At 41.0% G+C, this 17,032-nt stretch carries 20 protein-coding genes; 18 read left to right on the top strand and 2 right to left on the bottom strand.

Translation table 11 applies throughout. The annotated features are described in order from the left end of the window. Window positions 1-23: 23 nt before the first annotated feature. From QM419_RS06115 to pflA, 11 genes are all read left to right on the top strand, one after another. Window positions 24-1,451, top strand: coding sequence for an SseB family protein (locus QM419_RS06115; RefSeq protein ID WP_414278228.1), 1,428 nt, complete (start codon window positions 24-26; stop codon window positions 1,449-1,451). Window positions 1,452-1,540: 89 nt separating this feature from the next. Next, complete coding sequence (locus QM419_RS06110) at window positions 1,541-2,257, top strand: dimethyladenosine transferase (RefSeq protein WP_414278227.1); 717 nt, start codon at window positions 1,541-1,543, stop codon at window positions 2,255-2,257. A gap of 12 nt (window positions 2,258-2,269) precedes the next feature. Then, window positions 2,270-3,142 carry a 16S rRNA (adenine(1518)-N(6)/adenine(1519)-N(6))-dimethyltransferase RsmA gene (gene rsmA / locus QM419_RS06105; RefSeq protein WP_414278226.1) on the top strand — a complete coding sequence of 291 codons (873 nt, stop codon included), beginning with the start codon at window positions 2,270-2,272 and terminating at the stop codon, window positions 3,140-3,142. Window position 3,143: 1 nt separating this feature from the next. Beyond that, on the top strand, window positions 3,144-4,022 hold the full coding sequence (gene rsgA / locus QM419_RS06100; RefSeq protein WP_414278244.1) for a ribosome small subunit-dependent GTPase A: 879 nt from the start codon (window positions 3,144-3,146) through the stop codon (window positions 4,020-4,022). Between the two features lie 10 nt (window positions 4,023-4,032). Beyond that, window positions 4,033-4,689 (top strand): ribulose-phosphate 3-epimerase, encoded by a 657-nt coding sequence (gene rpe / locus QM419_RS06095; RefSeq protein WP_414278225.1) that lies wholly within the window; start codon window positions 4,033-4,035, stop codon window positions 4,687-4,689. Then, a complete protein-coding gene (locus QM419_RS06090) occupies window positions 4,652-5,314 on the top strand; it encodes a thiamine diphosphokinase (protein ID WP_303407231.1) in 663 nt (220 codons plus the stop codon). The genes rpe and QM419_RS06090 overlap by 38 nt, the downstream gene beginning before the upstream one ends. 1 nt (window position 5,315) lies before the next feature. Next, the gene (rmuC, locus tag QM419_RS06085) at window positions 5,316-6,572 is read left to right on the top strand and encodes a DNA recombination protein RmuC (RefSeq protein WP_414278224.1); all 1,257 of its coding nucleotides are present in this window, start codon (window positions 5,316-5,318) and stop codon (window positions 6,570-6,572) included. Further along, window positions 6,562-7,503: a 3'-5' exoribonuclease YhaM family protein gene (locus QM419_RS06080; RefSeq protein WP_006152067.1), complete on the top strand. Its 942-nt coding sequence runs from the start codon at window positions 6,562-6,564 to the stop codon at window positions 7,501-7,503. Before rmuC ends, QM419_RS06080 begins: the two co-directional genes overlap by 11 nt. A gap of 101 nt (window positions 7,504-7,604) precedes the next feature. Next, a complete protein-coding gene (gene purR, locus QM419_RS06075) occupies window positions 7,605-8,429 on the top strand; it encodes a pur operon repressor (RefSeq protein ID WP_006152187.1) in 825 nt (274 codons plus the stop codon). A 72-nt stretch (window positions 8,430-8,501) separates the two neighbouring features. Beyond that, window positions 8,502-9,755 (top strand): diaminopimelate decarboxylase, encoded by a 1,254-nt coding sequence (locus QM419_RS06070; RefSeq protein ID WP_414278223.1) that lies wholly within the window; start codon window positions 8,502-8,504, stop codon window positions 9,753-9,755. 131 nt (window positions 9,756-9,886) lie between these two features. Then, complete coding sequence (gene pflA, locus QM419_RS06065; RefSeq protein WP_004251620.1) at window positions 9,887-10,681, top strand: pyruvate formate-lyase-activating protein; 795 nt, start codon at window positions 9,887-9,889, stop codon at window positions 10,679-10,681. Between the two features lie 75 nt (window positions 10,682-10,756). Here pflA and yidC read toward each other — a convergent pair whose 3' ends face one another. Then, on the bottom strand, window positions 10,757-11,683 hold the full coding sequence (yidC, locus tag QM419_RS06060) for a membrane protein insertase YidC (protein WP_414278222.1): 927 nt from the start codon (window positions 11,681-11,683) through the stop codon (window positions 10,757-10,759). A 77-nt stretch (window positions 11,684-11,760) separates the two neighbouring features. Continuing rightward, window positions 11,761-12,039 (bottom strand): acylphosphatase, encoded by a 279-nt coding sequence (locus QM419_RS06055; RefSeq protein ID WP_001174501.1) that lies wholly within the window; start codon window positions 12,037-12,039, stop codon window positions 11,761-11,763. Between the two features lie 33 nt (window positions 12,040-12,072). Here QM419_RS06055 and QM419_RS06050 point away from each other — a divergent pair, with 33 nt between their 5' ends. The 7 genes from QM419_RS06050 to QM419_RS06020 all read left to right on the top strand — a co-directional run bounded on the left by QM419_RS06050 (window position 12,073) and on the right by QM419_RS06020 (window position 17,013). After that, entirely contained in the window at window positions 12,073-12,813 is a 741-nt protein-coding gene (locus tag QM419_RS06050) for a TrmH family RNA methyltransferase (protein ID WP_414278221.1), read from the top strand. Window positions 12,814-12,865: 52 nt separating this feature from the next. Beyond that, window positions 12,866-13,549 (top strand): Bax inhibitor-1 family protein, encoded by a 684-nt coding sequence (locus tag QM419_RS06045; RefSeq protein ID WP_178895485.1) that lies wholly within the window; start codon window positions 12,866-12,868, stop codon window positions 13,547-13,549. Window positions 13,550-13,634: 85 nt separating this feature from the next. Beyond that, a complete protein-coding gene (gene asnA, locus QM419_RS06040; RefSeq protein ID WP_414278220.1) occupies window positions 13,635-14,627 on the top strand; it encodes an aspartate--ammonia ligase in 993 nt (330 codons plus the stop codon). 59 nt (window positions 14,628-14,686) lie between these two features. Further along, window positions 14,687-15,226: a 16S rRNA (guanine(966)-N(2))-methyltransferase RsmD gene (rsmD, locus tag QM419_RS06035; protein WP_414278219.1), complete on the top strand. Its 540-nt coding sequence runs from the start codon at window positions 14,687-14,689 to the stop codon at window positions 15,224-15,226. Continuing rightward, window positions 15,216-15,704 (top strand): pantetheine-phosphate adenylyltransferase, encoded by a 489-nt coding sequence (gene coaD / locus QM419_RS06030; protein ID WP_414278218.1) that lies wholly within the window; start codon window positions 15,216-15,218, stop codon window positions 15,702-15,704. The genes rsmD and coaD overlap by 11 nt, the downstream gene beginning before the upstream one ends. Beyond that, window positions 15,688-16,725: a SepM family pheromone-processing serine protease gene (locus QM419_RS06025; protein WP_414278217.1), complete on the top strand. Its 1,038-nt coding sequence runs from the start codon at window positions 15,688-15,690 to the stop codon at window positions 16,723-16,725. Before coaD ends, QM419_RS06025 begins: the two co-directional genes overlap by 17 nt. Window positions 16,726-16,782: 57 nt before the next feature. Continuing rightward, window positions 16,783-17,013, top strand: a complete 231-nt coding sequence (locus QM419_RS06020; protein WP_033587493.1) for a DUF1146 family protein — start codon at window positions 16,783-16,785, stop codon at window positions 17,011-17,013. Window positions 17,014-17,032 lie beyond the last annotated feature (19 nt).

Below are 17,032 nucleotides of genomic sequence, written 5' to 3'. Positions count from 1 at the left end.
AGTGGAGATAATGAGGAAAATTTATGGGAATCTTTGATTTTTTAAAAAAGACAGAAACAACAAAAACAACTGAAACAACTGAATCCAATAAGGAAGCAGAAGAGGCGAAAGGCAATGCTTGCGTTGGCGTTCTAGATTTGTTTCCAATGAAGGAAACGAATCAATTATTGATTGTTGGGAGTTTAGAAGGGACTCTCAAGGTTGGGGATCAGCTGCAGTTTTGCAATCCTGACCAAGGAATGAAGGCTCTTGGCATTGTAGAGGTTAAAAAACTCAGCAGTCAAAACAAAGATGTAGATAGTCTAACTGATGAAGTTCTTGCACATCTAGTGGTTGATATGGATTCTTCCTTGACTAAACTTAAAAAGGGAAGTGTGCTCTTTAGTTCAGGTGTTGATGAAGAACAAAAATTATCTAGCTACTCAGATGCTCTATATCGTGCTTTCGTAGCCATCCAAGAGGGTCAGTTGACCAATGAGGATTATTTGGCAGCTAGCCTTGATGATAGCGTAGAGATTTTACGTCTCTTTTTATGGAAATGCCGTCAAAATCAGGATAACGAGAGTGAAGAAAGCTATCAATCCAACACTCGCAAGTTGGAACGTCTAGCGGAAATCGTCAAGGACAAGTTGTTAGTAGCAGATTCTGTTTATGCAGTGTATTCGGAAAAAACAGGCGAACCCTATCTTTTCTCAACCACCTATGACAGAGGCGAGGAAGGTTATCTGTGTACGGATCCCATGATTATGCTGTTGACGCCATCTTGGTATCGCCAATTCAAGGAAACCATTGACAGTCGACCAAACTCAGTCGTAAAACTGATTGAAAATACGGAAGATAAAAAAGGGATTGAGAATTTCCTTGGGACAGCCTTTTACTTAAATGGTGCCTTGGGAGCAATCTTTAATTCCAAGGAAGTCAGCATCAGTGCCTCGGCCTTGGTTCAAAAACCAGATTATTCTAATTTGCCAGAAATACAAGTTCCTGTAATGAATCCTGATTTAGTAAGATGGATGTTGTTGATGGGACAATTGGATAGCCCGACAACAGAAGATGAAGAAGTAATTTATAAGCTCTATTATAAGTTCTTTTCGGAAGCTATGCCGAAAGCAAAGTTCCTAATTCCTTTAGATGCTACTTCGGAATTTAAGGACGATAGTCAGGAAGTAAGCTCCTTTGTCTTGGAAAAAGATTCTAGTTTCAACATTCCAGTTAAAGAAGGAAAAGATGGGCGAAACTCTGTTCCAGTATTTACAGATTGGAAACGTCTGAGAATGGTCTTTGATGAAAAATGGAATGGGATGATTGAAGAAGCTGGAGGCATGATTGAAGTTTTTGACTATGCCATTAATCCAACGGAGTATTATGAAGCGGGTGCTTATGTTAGCCTAACAGCTTTTAAAGAAATGCAAAAGTGTAGTGAGGAACTAGAAGGCAGAGCTAAAGATTAGAGAGTTTCTTTACATTGGGAAACTATACAGTTTTATCTACATCCTACTTGAACCACTAACCTTTTTCAAAAATGGTGAAAGGAAACCATATGGCAAATAGAAGTTATATTTACTTGAAAAACGGAGATGAAGCTCGTATCTTAACAGAAGGCATCTACACGATACCTTATTTTTGGCAATTGTTTTGGGATGAAGAAGATTTAAGAGCTCCTATTGCTCTCTGGAAAACAGCAGAAAAACTCGAAGAAGATGAAGAGCAAGCAGAAAAGTTTTATCAAGAGCAGAATGTAGATATCTTGCTTTCTATTGAAAAATTCCAGCAACATGCCCTCCAAAATCGCTCTTTTTTAGAAGAAAATGCCCCGCAAGCCTTGCAACTATATGATGCCTTTGTTCGCTATATTCTTGCAAACGTAAAAGATGGTGATGTGTTAGGATTTGATCTTTTGGATGTAGTTTTTATGGACCAAGTCTCTGTAGTCGCTGATAAACTGTTAAAAAATATCCGAGCTATTCGGGAAAATCAACCAAAAGATTTGGACTTTTCTCTAACGGATAAGAACCTAATTGGTCTTGCTATGGGCTTTCCTGACTATTATGCTTCAGAATTATTGCCAGAAGACAATATTCTAGATTCGGTTGCCTATCAGGATGAACTAAATAAAATGAACCCTCAAGATGATAAGCAAGGGGACGATATGACTGGAGCCGATACAAAAGCGAACAAGTGGAGGAATGGTATAGTATATTTGCTCATACTTGCACTAGTAATTAGGTTGATTTTTTATATGATGGTTAAGAGATAGAAAAGAGAATAAATGAGAATTGCAGATTATAGCGTGACCAAGGCAGTGCTGGAGCGTCACGGTTTTACCTTTAAAAAGTCCTTCGGGCAAAATTTCTTGACGGATACCAATATCCTTCAAAAAATCGTGGATACAGCTGAAATTGACGACCAAGTCAATGTCATTGAGATTGGGCCAGGGATTGGTGCCTTGACGGAGTTTTTGGCTGAGCGTGCAGCTCAAGTCATGGCTTTTGAAATTGACCACCGCTTGGTACCAATCCTAGCGGATACCTTGCGGGATTTTGACAATGTGACTGTAGTAAACGAAGACATACTAAAAGTTGACTTGGCGCAGCACATCCAGAATTTCAAAAATCCTGATTTGCCAATCAAGGTAGTAGCCAACTTGCCATACTATATCACGACGCCTATTCTCATGCACTTGATTGAAAGTGGCATTCCTTTTAGTGAGTTTGTGGTCATGATGCAAAAAGAAGTGGCAGATCGTATCTCTGCTAAGCCAAATACCAAGGCTTACGGCAGCTTGTCGATTGCCGTTCAGTATTACATGACAGCCAAGGTTGCCTTTATCGTACCTCGTACGGTCTTTGTGCCAGCACCAAATGTGGATTCAGCTATCCTAAAAATGGTACGTCGCCCAGAACCGGCTGTAGCAGTAAAAGATGAGAACTTCTTCTTTAAGGTTTCCAAGGCTAGTTTCACCCATCGTCGCAAAACTTTGTGGAACAACTTAACAGGATACTTTGGCAAAACTGATGAAATCAAGGATAAATTGACTAAGGCTTTGGACCAGGCAGGACTATCCCCAAGTGTACGCGGTGAAGCTCTTGGCTTAGAAGAATTTGCTAGTCTAGCAGATGCGCTTAAAGGACAAGGACTCTAAGATGCAGGGACAAATCATTAAAGCTTTGGCCGGCTTCTACTATGTGGAAAGTGATGGTCAGGTTTATCAAACACGCGCGCGTGGAAATTTTCGTAAAAAGGGTCATACGCCTTATGTTGGAGATTGGGTAGATTTTTCTGCGGAGGAAAATTCCGAAGGTTATATTCTCAAGATTCATGAACGGAAAAATAGTCTGGTTCGCCCACCGATCGTCAATATTGATCAAGCTGTGGTGATCATGTCGGTCAAAGAGCCTGACTTTAATAGCAACTTGCTGGATCGTTTCTTGGTTCTTTTAGAGCACAAGGGCATTCATCCCATCGTCTATATTTCCAAAATGGACTTACTGAAAGATGGGAGAGAACTGGATTTCTACGAGAAAACCTATCGTGCTATTGGTTACGATTTTGTGACGAGTAAAGAAGAACTTTTACCCTTGTTGACAGATAAGGTTACGGTCTTTATGGGGCAGACGGGTGTTGGAAAGTCAACTTTGCTCAATAAAATCGCACCTGATCTCAATTTAGAAACGGGAGAAATCTCAGACAGTCTGGGTCGTGGTCGTCACACTACTCGAGCGGTTAGTTTTTACAATCTCAATGGTGGGAAAATCGCAGACACACCAGGTTTTTCATCGCTGGATTACGAAGTAACAACAGCAGAAGATCTGAATCAGGCTTTTCCAGAGATTGCTAGTGTCAGTCGTGATTGTAAATTCCGCACTTGTACCCATACCCATGAGCCATCTTGCGCTGTAAAACCAGCAGTAGAAGAGGGCATCATTGCTACCTTCCGTTTTGACAACTACCTGCAATTCCTCAGTGAGATTGAAAAACGTAGAGAAACCTATAAAAAAGTCAGCAAAAAAATTCCAAAATAAGGAGAAACCTATGTCTCAATACAAGATTGCTCCGTCAATTCTGGCAGCAGATTATGCCAACTTTGAACGTGAAATTAAACGCCTAGAAGCAACTGGGGCAGAATACGCCCATATCGATATCATGGATGGTCACTTTGTACCTCAGATCAGCTTTGGTGCAGGTGTAGTCGAAAGTCTTCGTCCTCATAGCAAGATGGTCTTTGATTGCCATTTGATGGTATCAAATCCCGAACATCATTTAGAAGACTTTGCGCGTGCAGGTGCAGACATCATCAGCATCCATGCAGAAGCAACACCTCATATCCATGGGGCTCTTCAAAAAATTCGTTCTCTTGGTGTCAAACCTTCAGTCGTCATTAATCCTGGTACACCTGTTGAGGCGATTAAGCATGTGCTACACTTAGTTGACCAAGTATTAGTCATGACCGTTAACCCTGGATTTGGTGGGCAAGCCTTTCTGCCAGAAACCATGGATAAGGTACGTGAATTGGCTGCCCTTCGTGAGGAAAAAGGATTGAATTTTGAAATTGAAGTGGATGGTGGGATTGATGATCAGACCATAGCTCAAGCCAAAGAAGCTGGTGCAACAGTCTTTGTAGCAGGGTCCTATGTCTTTAAGGGAGATGTCAATGAACGAGTGCAAGCTCTCAGAAAACAACTGGACTAAAGTTGCAGTTTTTGCAGGCGGAGACCGCGGTCACTATCGGACAGGTTTTGACTGCTTTGTCGGTGTGGATCGAGGCTCACTTTGGGTACTGGAGGAAAAACTTCCTCTTGCTTTAGCCGTTGGGGATTTTGATTCTGTGACTGCAGAAGAACGTCATTTGATTCAAAAATGTGCCCAGCATTTTGTTCAAGCCCAACCAGAAAAAGATGATACCGATCTGGAACTAGCACTTTTAACGATTTTTGAAAAAAATCCTCAAGCTCAGGTGACCATTTTTGGTGCCCTAGGTGGTCGTATTGATCATATGTTGGCTAATGTGTTTCTGCCTAGCAATCCTAAATTGGCGCCCTATATGCGTCAGATAGAGATTGAGGATGGACAAAATTTGATTCGTTACTGTCCAGAAGGGACCAGTCAACTTGAACCACGGTCAGACTATGATTATCTTGCTTTTATGCCTGTGAGGGATAGTCAGCTGACCATTACCGGTGCCAAGTACGAATTGACAGAAGAGAACTTTTTCTTTAAGAAAGTCTATGCTTCTAACGAATATATAGATAGGGAAGTTTCGGTAACATGCCCGGATGGCTATGTGGTCGTACTGCATAGTAAGGACAGGAGATAGGATGGAGATTGTATTACTACTGTTATTAATTGCTAACCTAGTCAGCCTCTTTCTCATTTGGCAAAGGCAGGATAAGCAGGAGCAATATTTGACCAAGAGTCTAGAAGATCAGGCAGATAATCTCTCAGACCAGCTGGATTATCGCTTCGAACAAGCTCGACAGGCCAGTCAGCTGGATCAAAAAAATCTTGAAGTGGCTGTCAGTGATCGCTTGCAGGAAGTGCGAATCGAGTTACACCAAGGCCTGACTCAAGTTCGGCAGGACATGAATGAGAACCTCCTCCAAACCAGGGATAAGACTGACCAAAGACTACAGGCCTTGCAGGAATCAAATGAACAACGCTTAGAACAAATGCGCCAAACGGTCGAGGAAAAGTTAGAAAAGACTTTGCAAACACGCTTGCAGGCCTCTTTTGAGACAGTTTCCAAGCAACTAGAATCTGTCAATCGTGGCCTAGGTGAAATGCAGACGGTGGCGCGAGATGTCGGTGCGCTTAATAAGGTCTTATCTGGAACCAAGACCCGAGGAATTCTGGGTGAATTACAACTGGGACAGATTATTGAAGATATCATGACACCTGCCCAGTATGAACGAGAATTTGCAACGGTTGAAAATTCGAGTGAGCGAGTCGAGTACGCCATCAAGTTGCCTGGGCAAGGCGACCAAGAATATGTTTATCTACCGATTGACTCTAAGTTTCCATTGGCGGATTATTACCGCCTAGAAGAAGCCTATGAATCAGGTGACAAGGACGAGATTGAGCGCTGCCGTAAGTCACTCTTAACGAGTGTTAAGCGTTTTGCAAAGGATATCAAGAGTAAGTATCTGGCGCCACCTCGAACAACCAATTTTGGAGTATTGTTTGTCCCGACAGAAGGTCTCTATTCAGAGATTGTTCGCAATCCGATTTTCTTTGATGATTTGAGACGGGAGGAGCAGATTATCGTTGCAGGGCCAAGTACCTTATCAGCCCTTCTTAACTCTCTATCAGTTGGCTTCAAAACTCTCAATATCCAAAAGAGTGCTGATCATATTAGCCAAACTCTTGCCAGTGTCAAGACCGAGTTTGGCAAGTTTGGGGGGATTTTGGTCAAGGCACAAAAACATCTCCAACATGCCTCTGGCAATATTGATGATTTATTAAACCGTCGTACTACAGCTATCGAGCGAACGCTCCGTCACATTGAGTTATCAGAAGGTGAGCCTGCGCTTGATCTACTCCAGTTCCAAGAAGATGAGGAAGAATATGAAGATTAGTCACATGAAGAAAGATGAGCTTTTTGAGGGCTTTTACCTAATCAAGTCAGCTGACCTAAGACAGACACGTGCTGGGAAGAATTACCTGGCTTTCACTTTCCAAGATGACAGTGGGGAAATCGAAGGAAAACTCTGGGATGCCCAACCTCATAATGTTGAGGCCTTTACGGCAGGGAAGGTTGTTCACATGCAAGGTCGCCGTGAAGTGTACAACAATACGCCTCAGGTAAATCAAATCACTCTACGCTTACCTCAGCCTGGCGAACCAAATGACCCAGCAGATTTTAAGGTAAAATCACCAGTTGATGTTAAGGAAATCCGTGAGTATATGGCGCAGATGATTTTCAAAATCGAAAATCCTATCTGGCAACGAATCGTTCGGGCCCTCTATACCAAATATGATAAAGAATTTTATTCTTATCCAGCTGCAAAAACCAACCACCATGCCTTTGAAACAGGGCTTGCTTATCATACAGCGACTATGGTGCGTTTAGCAGAGGCAATTGCAGATGTCTACCCACAGCTTAATAAGAGCTTGCTCTACGCGGGAATAATGCTTCATGACCTGGCTAAGGTTATCGAGTTGACAGGTCCCGACCAGACAGAGTACACAGTCAGAGGCAATCTTATCGGCCATATTGCCTTGATTGATAGCGAGATTACTAAAGCGGTTATGGAACTTGGCATTGATGACACTCGAGAAGAAGTGGTGCTTCTGCGCCATGTGATTCTCAGCCACCATGGATTACTCGAGTATGGTAGTCCTGTTCGTCCTCGTGTGATGGAAGCTGAAATTATTCATATGATTGATAATTTAGATGCGAGTATGATGATGATGTCAACAGCTCTCGCTCTTGTTGATGAGGGTGAAATGACCAATAAAGTCTTTGCAATGGACAATCGTTCCTTCTACAAGCCAAAATTAGACTAGAAACTAAAAAAATGAGCTTTATTTAGACAATAAAGTTCGTTTTTTTGCTTTATTGTGATATAATGAGAAAAAGACTAATTAAAAAGAATGGTGAATAACTAATGAAATTAAGAAGAAGTGATCGGATGGTTGTTATTTCCAATTATTTGATTAACAATCCATACAAATTAACCAGTCTCAATACCTTTGCGGAAAAGTATGAATCTGCCAAATCTTCTATTTCAGAAGATATTGTCATTATTAAGCGCGCCTTTGAAGAAATTGAAATTGGTCATATCCAAACTGTGACAGGCGCTGGTGGTGGGGTTATTTTCACACCATCTATCTCTACCCTTGAGTCTAAAACAATCATCGAAGAGCTTCGTGATAAACTTTCAGAGAGCGACCGCATTCTTCCAGGTGGCTATATTTATTTGTCTGATCTCCTTAGCACTCCAGCTATTTTGAAAAATATCGGTCGTATTATTGCTAAGAGCTTTATGGACCAAAAGATTGATGCTGTTATGACGGTAGCGACCAAAGGGGTTCCGCTTGCAAATGCAGTAGCCAATGTTCTCAACGTACCTTTTGTCATTGTCCGGCGTGACTTGAAAATCACTGAGGGTTCAACTGTTAGTGTCAACTACGTCTCAGGATCTAGTGACCGTATTGAAAAAATGTTCCTTTCAAAACGTAGTCTTAAGGCAGGAAGTCGTGTCTTGATTGTTGATGACTTCTTGAAGGGTGGAGGGACTATTAATGGTATGATTAGCCTTTTAACAGAGTTTGATTCAGAGTTGGCTGGAGTAGCCGTCTTTGCTGATAATGCGCAAGAAGACCGTGAACAGCAGTTTGACTATAAATCACTCTTGAAGGTTACTAATATTGATGTGAAGAACCAACAAATTGAAGTTGAAGTTGGGAACATCTTCGAAACAGAAAAATAAGAGAGAATATGATACTTAAAGGTTGGAACTTTCGTCCCAGCCTTTCTTTGATAATGAATATAAAGGAGCCCTATGAAAACACCATTTATTAAACGTGAAGCCTTAGAAAAAATCGTCGAAGAGTTTCCAACCCCTTTCCACCTCTACGATGAAAAAGGGATTCGCGAGAAAGCACGCGCAGTTAATCAAGCTTTTTCTTGGAATAAAGGATTTAAAGAATACTTCGCAGTAAAAGCAACCCCAACCCCTGCTATCTTGAAGATTTTGCAAGAAGAAGGATGTGGAGTGGATTGTTCTAGTTATGTAGAACTCTTGATGAGTCATAAGCTAGAATTTGCTGGTTCTGATATGATGTTTTCATCTAACAATACTCCAGAAAAAGAGTACGCTTATGCCCGTGAATTAGGTGCGACGATTAATTTAGATGCCTTTGAAGATATAGAGCATTTGGAACGTGCAGCAGGCATCCCTGAGATTATCTCTTGCCGTTATAATCCTGGTGGCGTATTTGAACTAGGGACAGACATTATGGATAATCCTGGTGAAGCTAAGTTCGGGATGACTAAGGAGCAACTCTTTGAAGCCTTTGCTATCCTGAAAGAAAAGGGAGCTAAAACCTTTGGGATTCATTCCTTCCTAGCTTCCAATACTGTGACCCACCTCTACTATCCAGAATTAGCACGTCAGCTCTTTGAGTTAGCAGTAGAAATCAAGGAAAAGTTGGGTATTTCGCTGGACTTTATCAACCTTTCTGGAGGTATCGGAGTCAACTATCGTCCAGATCAAGAGCCAAATGACATCGCCTTGATTGGTGAGGGAGTTCGTCAGGTTTATGAAGAAGTTCTTACGCCAGCAGATCTTGGTCAGGTTAAAATCTTTACAGAACTAGGTCGCTTTATGTTGGCACCTCATGGCATTCTCGTTACAAAAGTTACTCATAAAAAGAAAACCTACCGTACTTATCTAGGAGTAGATGCGTCAGCTGTCAATCTTATGAGACCAGCTATGTACGGTGCTTACCATCATATTACTAACATGATGCATCCTGATGGTCAGACTGAAATGGTTGATGTTGTTGGTTCTCTTTGTGAAAACAACGACAAGTTTGCAGTAAATCGTGAGTTGCCTCAAACAGAAATTGGTGATTTGTTAGTGATTCATGATACAGGTGCCCATGGCTTCTCTATGGGATACCAGTACAATGCGAAACTTCGTTCGGCAGAGATTCTCTACACAGAGGACGGTGGTGCTCGACTAATCCGTAGAGCAGAGCGACCTGAGGACTATTTTGCGACTCTCTATGGCTTTGACTTTGACAAGGAATAGAGGAATTTTGAAAATCATGAAAGTTGAAAGTGAAAAACAGATTGTTTTCTAAAAAATAGACAAAATCTATTGTTTTTCCTTTCAAGCGTGATATAATAAAATTATAAAACGGTTTCAAGGAAGGTGACGTGATGTCAGAAGAAACAATTGACTATGGACAAGTGACAGGAATGGTGCATTCGACAGAGAGTTTTGGGGCGGTAGATGGTCCCGGAATCCGTTTCATTGTCTTTTTGCAGGGCTGTCAGATGCGTTGCCAGTATTGCCATAACCCGGATACATGGGCTATGGAAACCAATAAATCTCGTGTACGAACAGTAGATGATGTCTTGGAAGAAGCGCTTCGCTATCGTGGTTTCTGGGGAGACAAGGGAGGTATCACAGTCAGCGGAGGAGAAGCTCTCTTACAGATTGATTTCTTGATTGCCCTCTTTACCAAGGCGAAAGAAAAAGGCATCCACTGTACCTTGGATACTTGTGCCCTTCCGTTCCGTAATAAACCACGCTATCTTGAAAAATTCAACAAGCTTATGGCTGTGACTGACTTGGTTCTTCTTGATATTAAGGAAATCAACGAAGCACAGCACAAGATTGTAACCAGTCAAACCAATAAAAATATCTTGGCATGTGCGCAGTACTTGTCAGATATTGGGAAACCTGTCTGGATTCGTCACGTTCTCGTACCTGGTTTGACAGATAGAGATGAGGATTTGATTGAACTTGGTAAGTTCGTGAAAACTCTTAAAAACGTTGATAAGTTTGAAATCCTACCTTACCACACTATGGGAGAATTTAAATGGCGTGAACTTGGCATTCCGTATTCGCTTGAAGGCGTTAAACCTCCAACAGCAGATCGAGTCAAGAACGCTAAGGAACTAATGGATACAGAAAGCTATCAAGATTACATGAAACGTGTACATGGATAAAAAAGAAGCCTGATGGGAACATCGGGCTTTTCTGATATAAAAAAAGCTTAGCTCGGATGCTAAGCCTTTTCTTTTTTATCTAGAATGTTGTTTTCCAGAATTGCGTTTTTTATTTTTCTTCTTAGCAGAAGTGGAGATAACTGCAGCTGCTTCAGGGGTTACATCTTTACGAGCAGCTGAAGTTTTACTTGCTTTTGGTGGGTTCTTGGCATATTCTTCACGTACTTTTTTACGAAGTTTTGGACGAATCATGTAGTTGACGATGAATTGTTGAAGGATCATCATGAAACCACCGACAACCCAGTAAAGCGTTACACTAGCTGGTGAGAAGATTGAGAACATGACGATCATCATTGGACTCATGTAAATCATCTTCTTGAGTTGTTCTCTTTGAGTCTCGTCTTCAACTCCGTGTAGAGAAAGGAGTGATTGGATGTAGTAGAGAATACCTGCGCAGGCAATGAGAATCCAACTTGGAGAACCCAGTGCAATACCTAAGAAGCTAGCTTCAGAAACACCTTCTGTGTGTTGAGCAGCAAAGTAGATAGCAGAGAAGAAAGGCATTTGAATGAGGATAGGGAAACATCCTACACCACCAAACATACTAATACCATGCTCTTTTTGAGCAGCAAAGAGAGCTTGTTGGGCTTCTAGTTTTTCTTCTTGAGTCGTTGCTTCTTTCAGACGAGTCTGATGTGGCTCAAGGACATGCTTGAGGGCGTTCATCTTCTCAGAGTGAAGGGTAGCCTTCCATGATTGGTAGATACCAAGTGGCAAAATAATCAAGCGGACGATAATGGTTACGATAATAATAGCGACCCCGAAGCCTAGCCCTTTATCAGTAGCAAAGTACTTGATAGCTTCAGCCATAGGTGCTCCAATTGTATTCCAAATAAATCCTGTTGGTTGTCCAGTCGTTTTATCAACCTGGACACAGCCTGTCAAGACTAATAGCATAGCCACTCCCATGACTGAGAGGGCGATTCGTTTAATTGATTTCACTGTTTTTATTCCTTCTTTAAAAATTATACCTTTCTATTCTACTGTTTTTTTTGAAAATATACAATAGTTCTAGAGACCTAATTTGCGACTTTGAAATCTGAATAGGATGGAAAGTTGCTCAATTGAACATCTAGATAAGTTACTTTTGAGAAGGGAGTAGGACCTTTTCGGATTTCTTGGATGAACTTAGCCATGATAGCTGAAGACTCTGCTTGGGCAAGGATTTCAACGGTTCCGTCATCGTTATTCCAGACACGACCCGTAATGCCACCTAGTTCTAGAGCTAGGGTATAGACACCCCATCGGAAGCCCACTCCTTGGACGCGACCTTGGGCGATCATTTTGACCTTTTGCATACCAAACCTCCTTGATTGTGTTATAATACTTCTATGACTATTATAACCTCTAAAGCTAATTCTGTGGTAAAAAATGCCAAGAAATTGCATCAAAAAAAATATCGCAAATCTTCTTATTTAATTGAGGGTTGGCATTTGTTTGAAGAAGCTATTCAGGCAGGTGCTAAGATTGAGAAAATTTTTGCCTTGGCAGAACATGGGGGAAAATTAGCTGACTATCCTCAGACTGTATTTGTGGCCGAAGAAATCTTGTTTGATTTGGCAGATTCACAAACTCCTCAGGGCATTGTAGCCATTGTTCAAAAGGAAGAGGAACAGTTGCCGGATTTGAGTCAGGGGAAATACCTTTTCTTAGAAGATGTTCAAGATCCAGGAAATGTGGGGACCATGATTCGGACGGCAGATGCTGCAGGATTTTCTGGGGTCATCGTTTCCAGCAAGTCGGCTGATATATACAGTCTCAAGACTCTTCGCTCCATGCAGGGTAGCCATTTCCATTTACCAATTTATCGGATGCCTGTTGAAATATTTGTTGAAGAGGCGAAAAAGAGTCATTTGCCGATTCTAGCAACTACCTTGTCCCAGAACTCTAAAGATTATCGTGAACTGGATCGGTTAGAGGATTTTGCTTTGGTTATGGGAAATGAAGGGCAAGGCATTAGTCCCTTCATGGCAGATCAAGCAGATCAACTGGTTCATATCAGCATGAAAGGGCGAGCAGAGAGTCTCAATGTTGCCATCGCTGCAGGCATACTCATGTTTTATTTGAGTTAAAATAGTTAATTTTTGTTATAATCAGTAAAAAGATTTCATAAGGAGAAGAAATATGAATCAAACAATTATTCAAGAACGTTCTGGTTTGAATCAATTTTATGCAAAAGTTTATGCTTTTGTAGGGATTGGGATTGCCTTATCTGCAATTGTCTCAGCCTTAATGTTAACAACCTTCCAAGATTTACTTGTTCAGTTGATGCTTAATGCCCGCATATGGCTAATCGTAACAGGAGTAGTTGAAGTTGCTCTTGTCATTGCAGCTAGTAATATGGCTTATAAAAATAGCCCAGCAGCTCTTCCTATGTTTCTCATCTATTCAGTAGTGAACGGTTTTTCGCTGAGTTTCATCGTATCGCTCTATCTTCCAGGAACAGTTTTGACAGCCTTTATCTCTAGTGCAGCCCTCTTCTTTGTCATGGCTATCATAGGAGTCGTCATCAAAAAGGATTTGAGTGGTATCGGACGTGCTTTGATTGCAGCCTTATTTGGTCTGATACTGGCCATGGTTGTCAATATCTTCTTAAATAGTGGCCTAATGGACTACATTATTAGTATTGTTATGGTGCTTGTTTTTGCAGGTTTAATCGCTTGGGATAACCAAAAAATACGTTATGTTTACGAAGAGTCAGACGGTCAGGTTGCTACAGGTTGGGCAATTTCTTTGGCACTTAGCCTCTACCTTGACTTTATCAACCTCTTCCTTAGCTTCTTGCGTATCTTTGGACGTGACGATTAATACTTTTAGAGCTCAAATGAGCTCTTTTTTCTTTTATTTTTACTGATAAAAAGGTATAATCTTTATTATTCAAAAGGAGGGGCATATGAAAAAAAGTTTTATTCACCAGCAGGAAGAGATTTCATTTGTAAAAAATACCTTTACCCAGTATTTAAAAGATAAGTTAGAAGTAGTAGAAGTACAAGGACCAATCTTGAGTAAGGTTGGGGATGGGATGCAGGATAACCTTTCAGGTATTGAAAACCCAGTATCTGTTAAGGTTTTACAAATTCCAAATGAAACCTATGAAGTGGTGCACTCGCTTGCTAAGTGGAAACGTCACACTCTAGCTCGTTTTGGGTTTGGTGAAGGAGAAGGTCTCTTCGTTCACATGAAAGCTCTTCGCCCAGACGAAGATTCATTAGATGCGACTCACTCTGTTTATGTTGACCAGTGGGACTGGGAAAAGGTCATTCCAAACGGCCATCGCAACCTAGCTTATCTTAAAGAAACAGTTGAAAAGATTTATAAGGCCATTCGTTTGACAGAGTTGGCAGTTGAAGCCCGCTATGATATTGAGTCAATCTTGCCTAAGCAAATTACCTTTATCCATACAGAAGAATTGGTTGAACGCTATCCAGACTTGACACCGAAAGAACGTGAAAATGCTATCTGTAAGGAATTCGGTGCTGTCTTCTTGATTGGTATTGGCGGTGTATTGTCGGATGGAAAACCTCATGATGGACGTGCACCAGACTATGATGACTGGACAACTGAATCTGAAAATGGTTATCATGGCTTGAATGGAGATATCCTTGTCTGGAATGATAACTTGGGTGCAGCCTTTGAATTATCTTCAATGGGAATTCGTGTCGATGAAGATACTCTGCGTCGACAAGTAGCTATTACAGGAGATGAAGACCGCCTTTCTTTGGAATGGCACAAAGCTCTCTTAAATGGTCTCTTCCCATTGACAATCGGTGGTGGGATTGGTCAATCACGTATGGCTATGTTCCTACTTCGTAAGAAACACATCGGTGAAGTTCAAACTAGTGTTTGGCCACAAGAAGTCAGAGATACTTACGACAATATTCTTTAATCAATCGAACCGAGAGGTTCGATTTTCTTATTTCATCAGAATTTGGTATAATATACCTTATGAAAATCGTATCAGGAATCTACGGGGGACGTCCTTTAAAGACGCTAGACGGAAAAACAACGAGACCAACATCTAACAAGGTCCGAGGAGCTATTTTCAATATGATTGGTCCCTACTTTGAAGGAGGACGTGTACTAGATCTCTATGCTGGCAGTGGTGGTTTATCCATCGAAGCAGTTTCAAGGGGTATGTCAAGTGCTGTTCTGGTCGAGAGGGACAGACGGGCCCAGAATATTGTGGCAGAAAATATCCAGATGACCAAAGAAACCTCAAAGTTTCAATTATTGAAAATGGAGTCCAGTCGTGCATTGGAGCAGGTAGATGGTGTCTTCGATCTCATCTTTTTAGATCCTCCCTATGCAAAGGAACAGATCGTATCCGACATTGAAAAAATGGCGGAGAGAAACCTTTTTTCAGAAGATGTCATGGTGGTCTGCGAGACCGATAAATCAGTAGAACTTCCAGAAGAAATTGCCTGTTTGGGTATCTGGAAGGAAAAAATATATGGGATTAGTAAGGTGACGGTTTATGTCAGATAAAATTGGGCTATTCACAGGTTCGTTTGATCCGATAACGAAAGGTCATTTGGACCTCATTGAGCGTGCAAGTAAACTCTTTGATACATTGTATGTAGGAATTTTTTATAATCCACACAAAAATGGCTTCTTACCGATAGAGAGTCGGTTGAAGACTGTTGAAAAAGCAGTGGCACATCTAAAAAATGTTCAGGTCATATCCTCTCATGATGAATTAGTCGTTGATGTTGCTAGAAAACTAGGTGTAGAGGTTTTGGTGCGTGGCTTGCGTAATGCGACTGATCTTCAGTACGAAGCCAGTTTTGATTTTTATAACCATCAATTAGCAGGAGAAATTGAGACAGTCTATCTCCATGCTCGACTAGAGCATATTTACATCAGCTCTTCAGCTGTGAGAGAACTATTGAAATTTGGTCAAGACATCAGTGAGTATGTACCAAGCGCTGTCTTAGAGGAGTTAAAACATGAAGAAAAAAACTAGATGGCCCATATATCTAATTATTGGGCTTATTATCACATTTATAGCTTTTACAGTGCCCCTGCCTTATTACATTGAGGTTCCAGGGACTTCAGAAGATATTCGAAAAGTCTTACAAGTCAATAATCAAACTGACCAAGAGGAAGGTTCTTACCAATTTGTAACAGTTGGAGTTAAGCACGCTAGACTGGTTGACTTGGTTTATGCTTGGCTGACACCTTTCACGGACATACATAGTGCCAAAGAGATGACTGGTGGTTCATCAGATACAGAATTTATGCGAATCAATCAGTTTTACATGGAAACTTCGCAAAATATGGCCAAATATCAAGGCCTGAAAACTGCCGGTAAGGAAATAGAGCTCAAATACCTAGGAGTCTATGTTTTGACCGTAACAGACAACTCAACCTTCAAGGGAATTCTCAATATTGCTGACACTGTAACAGCTGTGAATGATAAGACTTTTGAAAGTTCCAAGGAGATGGTCGACTACGTCAACTCTCAAACGCTAGGTGACAAGGTTAAGGTTACTTATCAAGAGGACGGGAAAGTCAAAACTGCTGAAGGAAAAATCATTACTCTGGAAAATGGGAAAAATGGTATCGGAATCGGCTTGATTGACCGCACAGAAGTGTCAAGTGATGTGCCAATCAAGTTTTCAACTGCTGGCATTGGTGGTCCGAGTGCTGGAATGATGTTTAGTTTATCCATCTATACGCAAATTGCAGACCCTACTCTTCGAAATGGACGTATCATTGCTGGTACAGGAAGTATCGACAGAGATGGAAATGTTGGTGATATTGGTGGAATTGACAAAAAAGTTGTTGCTGCTGCCAAAAAAGGAGCTACTGTTTTCTTTGCTCCTAACAATCCAGTAACTGAAGAAGCTAAAAAGGCCAATCCTAATGCTAAAAGTAATTATGACACGGCTGTAGAAGCTGCTGAAATGATTAAAACAGACATGAAGATTGTTCCTGTAAAAACACTTCAGGATGCAATTGACTACTTGAAAAACAACCCATAAAATATAGTGCAAGTCCATAGACTAGCGTAGAAAAAGAGAAGATGGTATAATAGGCAGATGATTCAATTGTTTTTTACCCTCAGTAGTCATATGTTTTTTGTCTACCTAGTTTTTCAACTGTTGAAAGATTTGGTCAAATGGGATCAAATTTTGAAGGTAACTAAGGACAATGCGAGGAAGGTACGACTTTTAGTAGTATTGTGTAGTATCGGTTTAGGGTATCTGATTAGTTCTTTTTTCCTAAATCTCTACCAATTATGGCAAGAAGCTGTACGGACATTATTCTAAACTCGAAAGTAAAGGAAAA

The organism is Streptococcus infantis, from assembly GCF_047464715.1.
GTDB classification, from domain to species: Bacteria; Bacillota; Bacilli; order Lactobacillales; family Streptococcaceae; genus Streptococcus; species Streptococcus infantis_S.
This window is presented reverse-complemented; position numbering and strand designations above follow the sequence as displayed.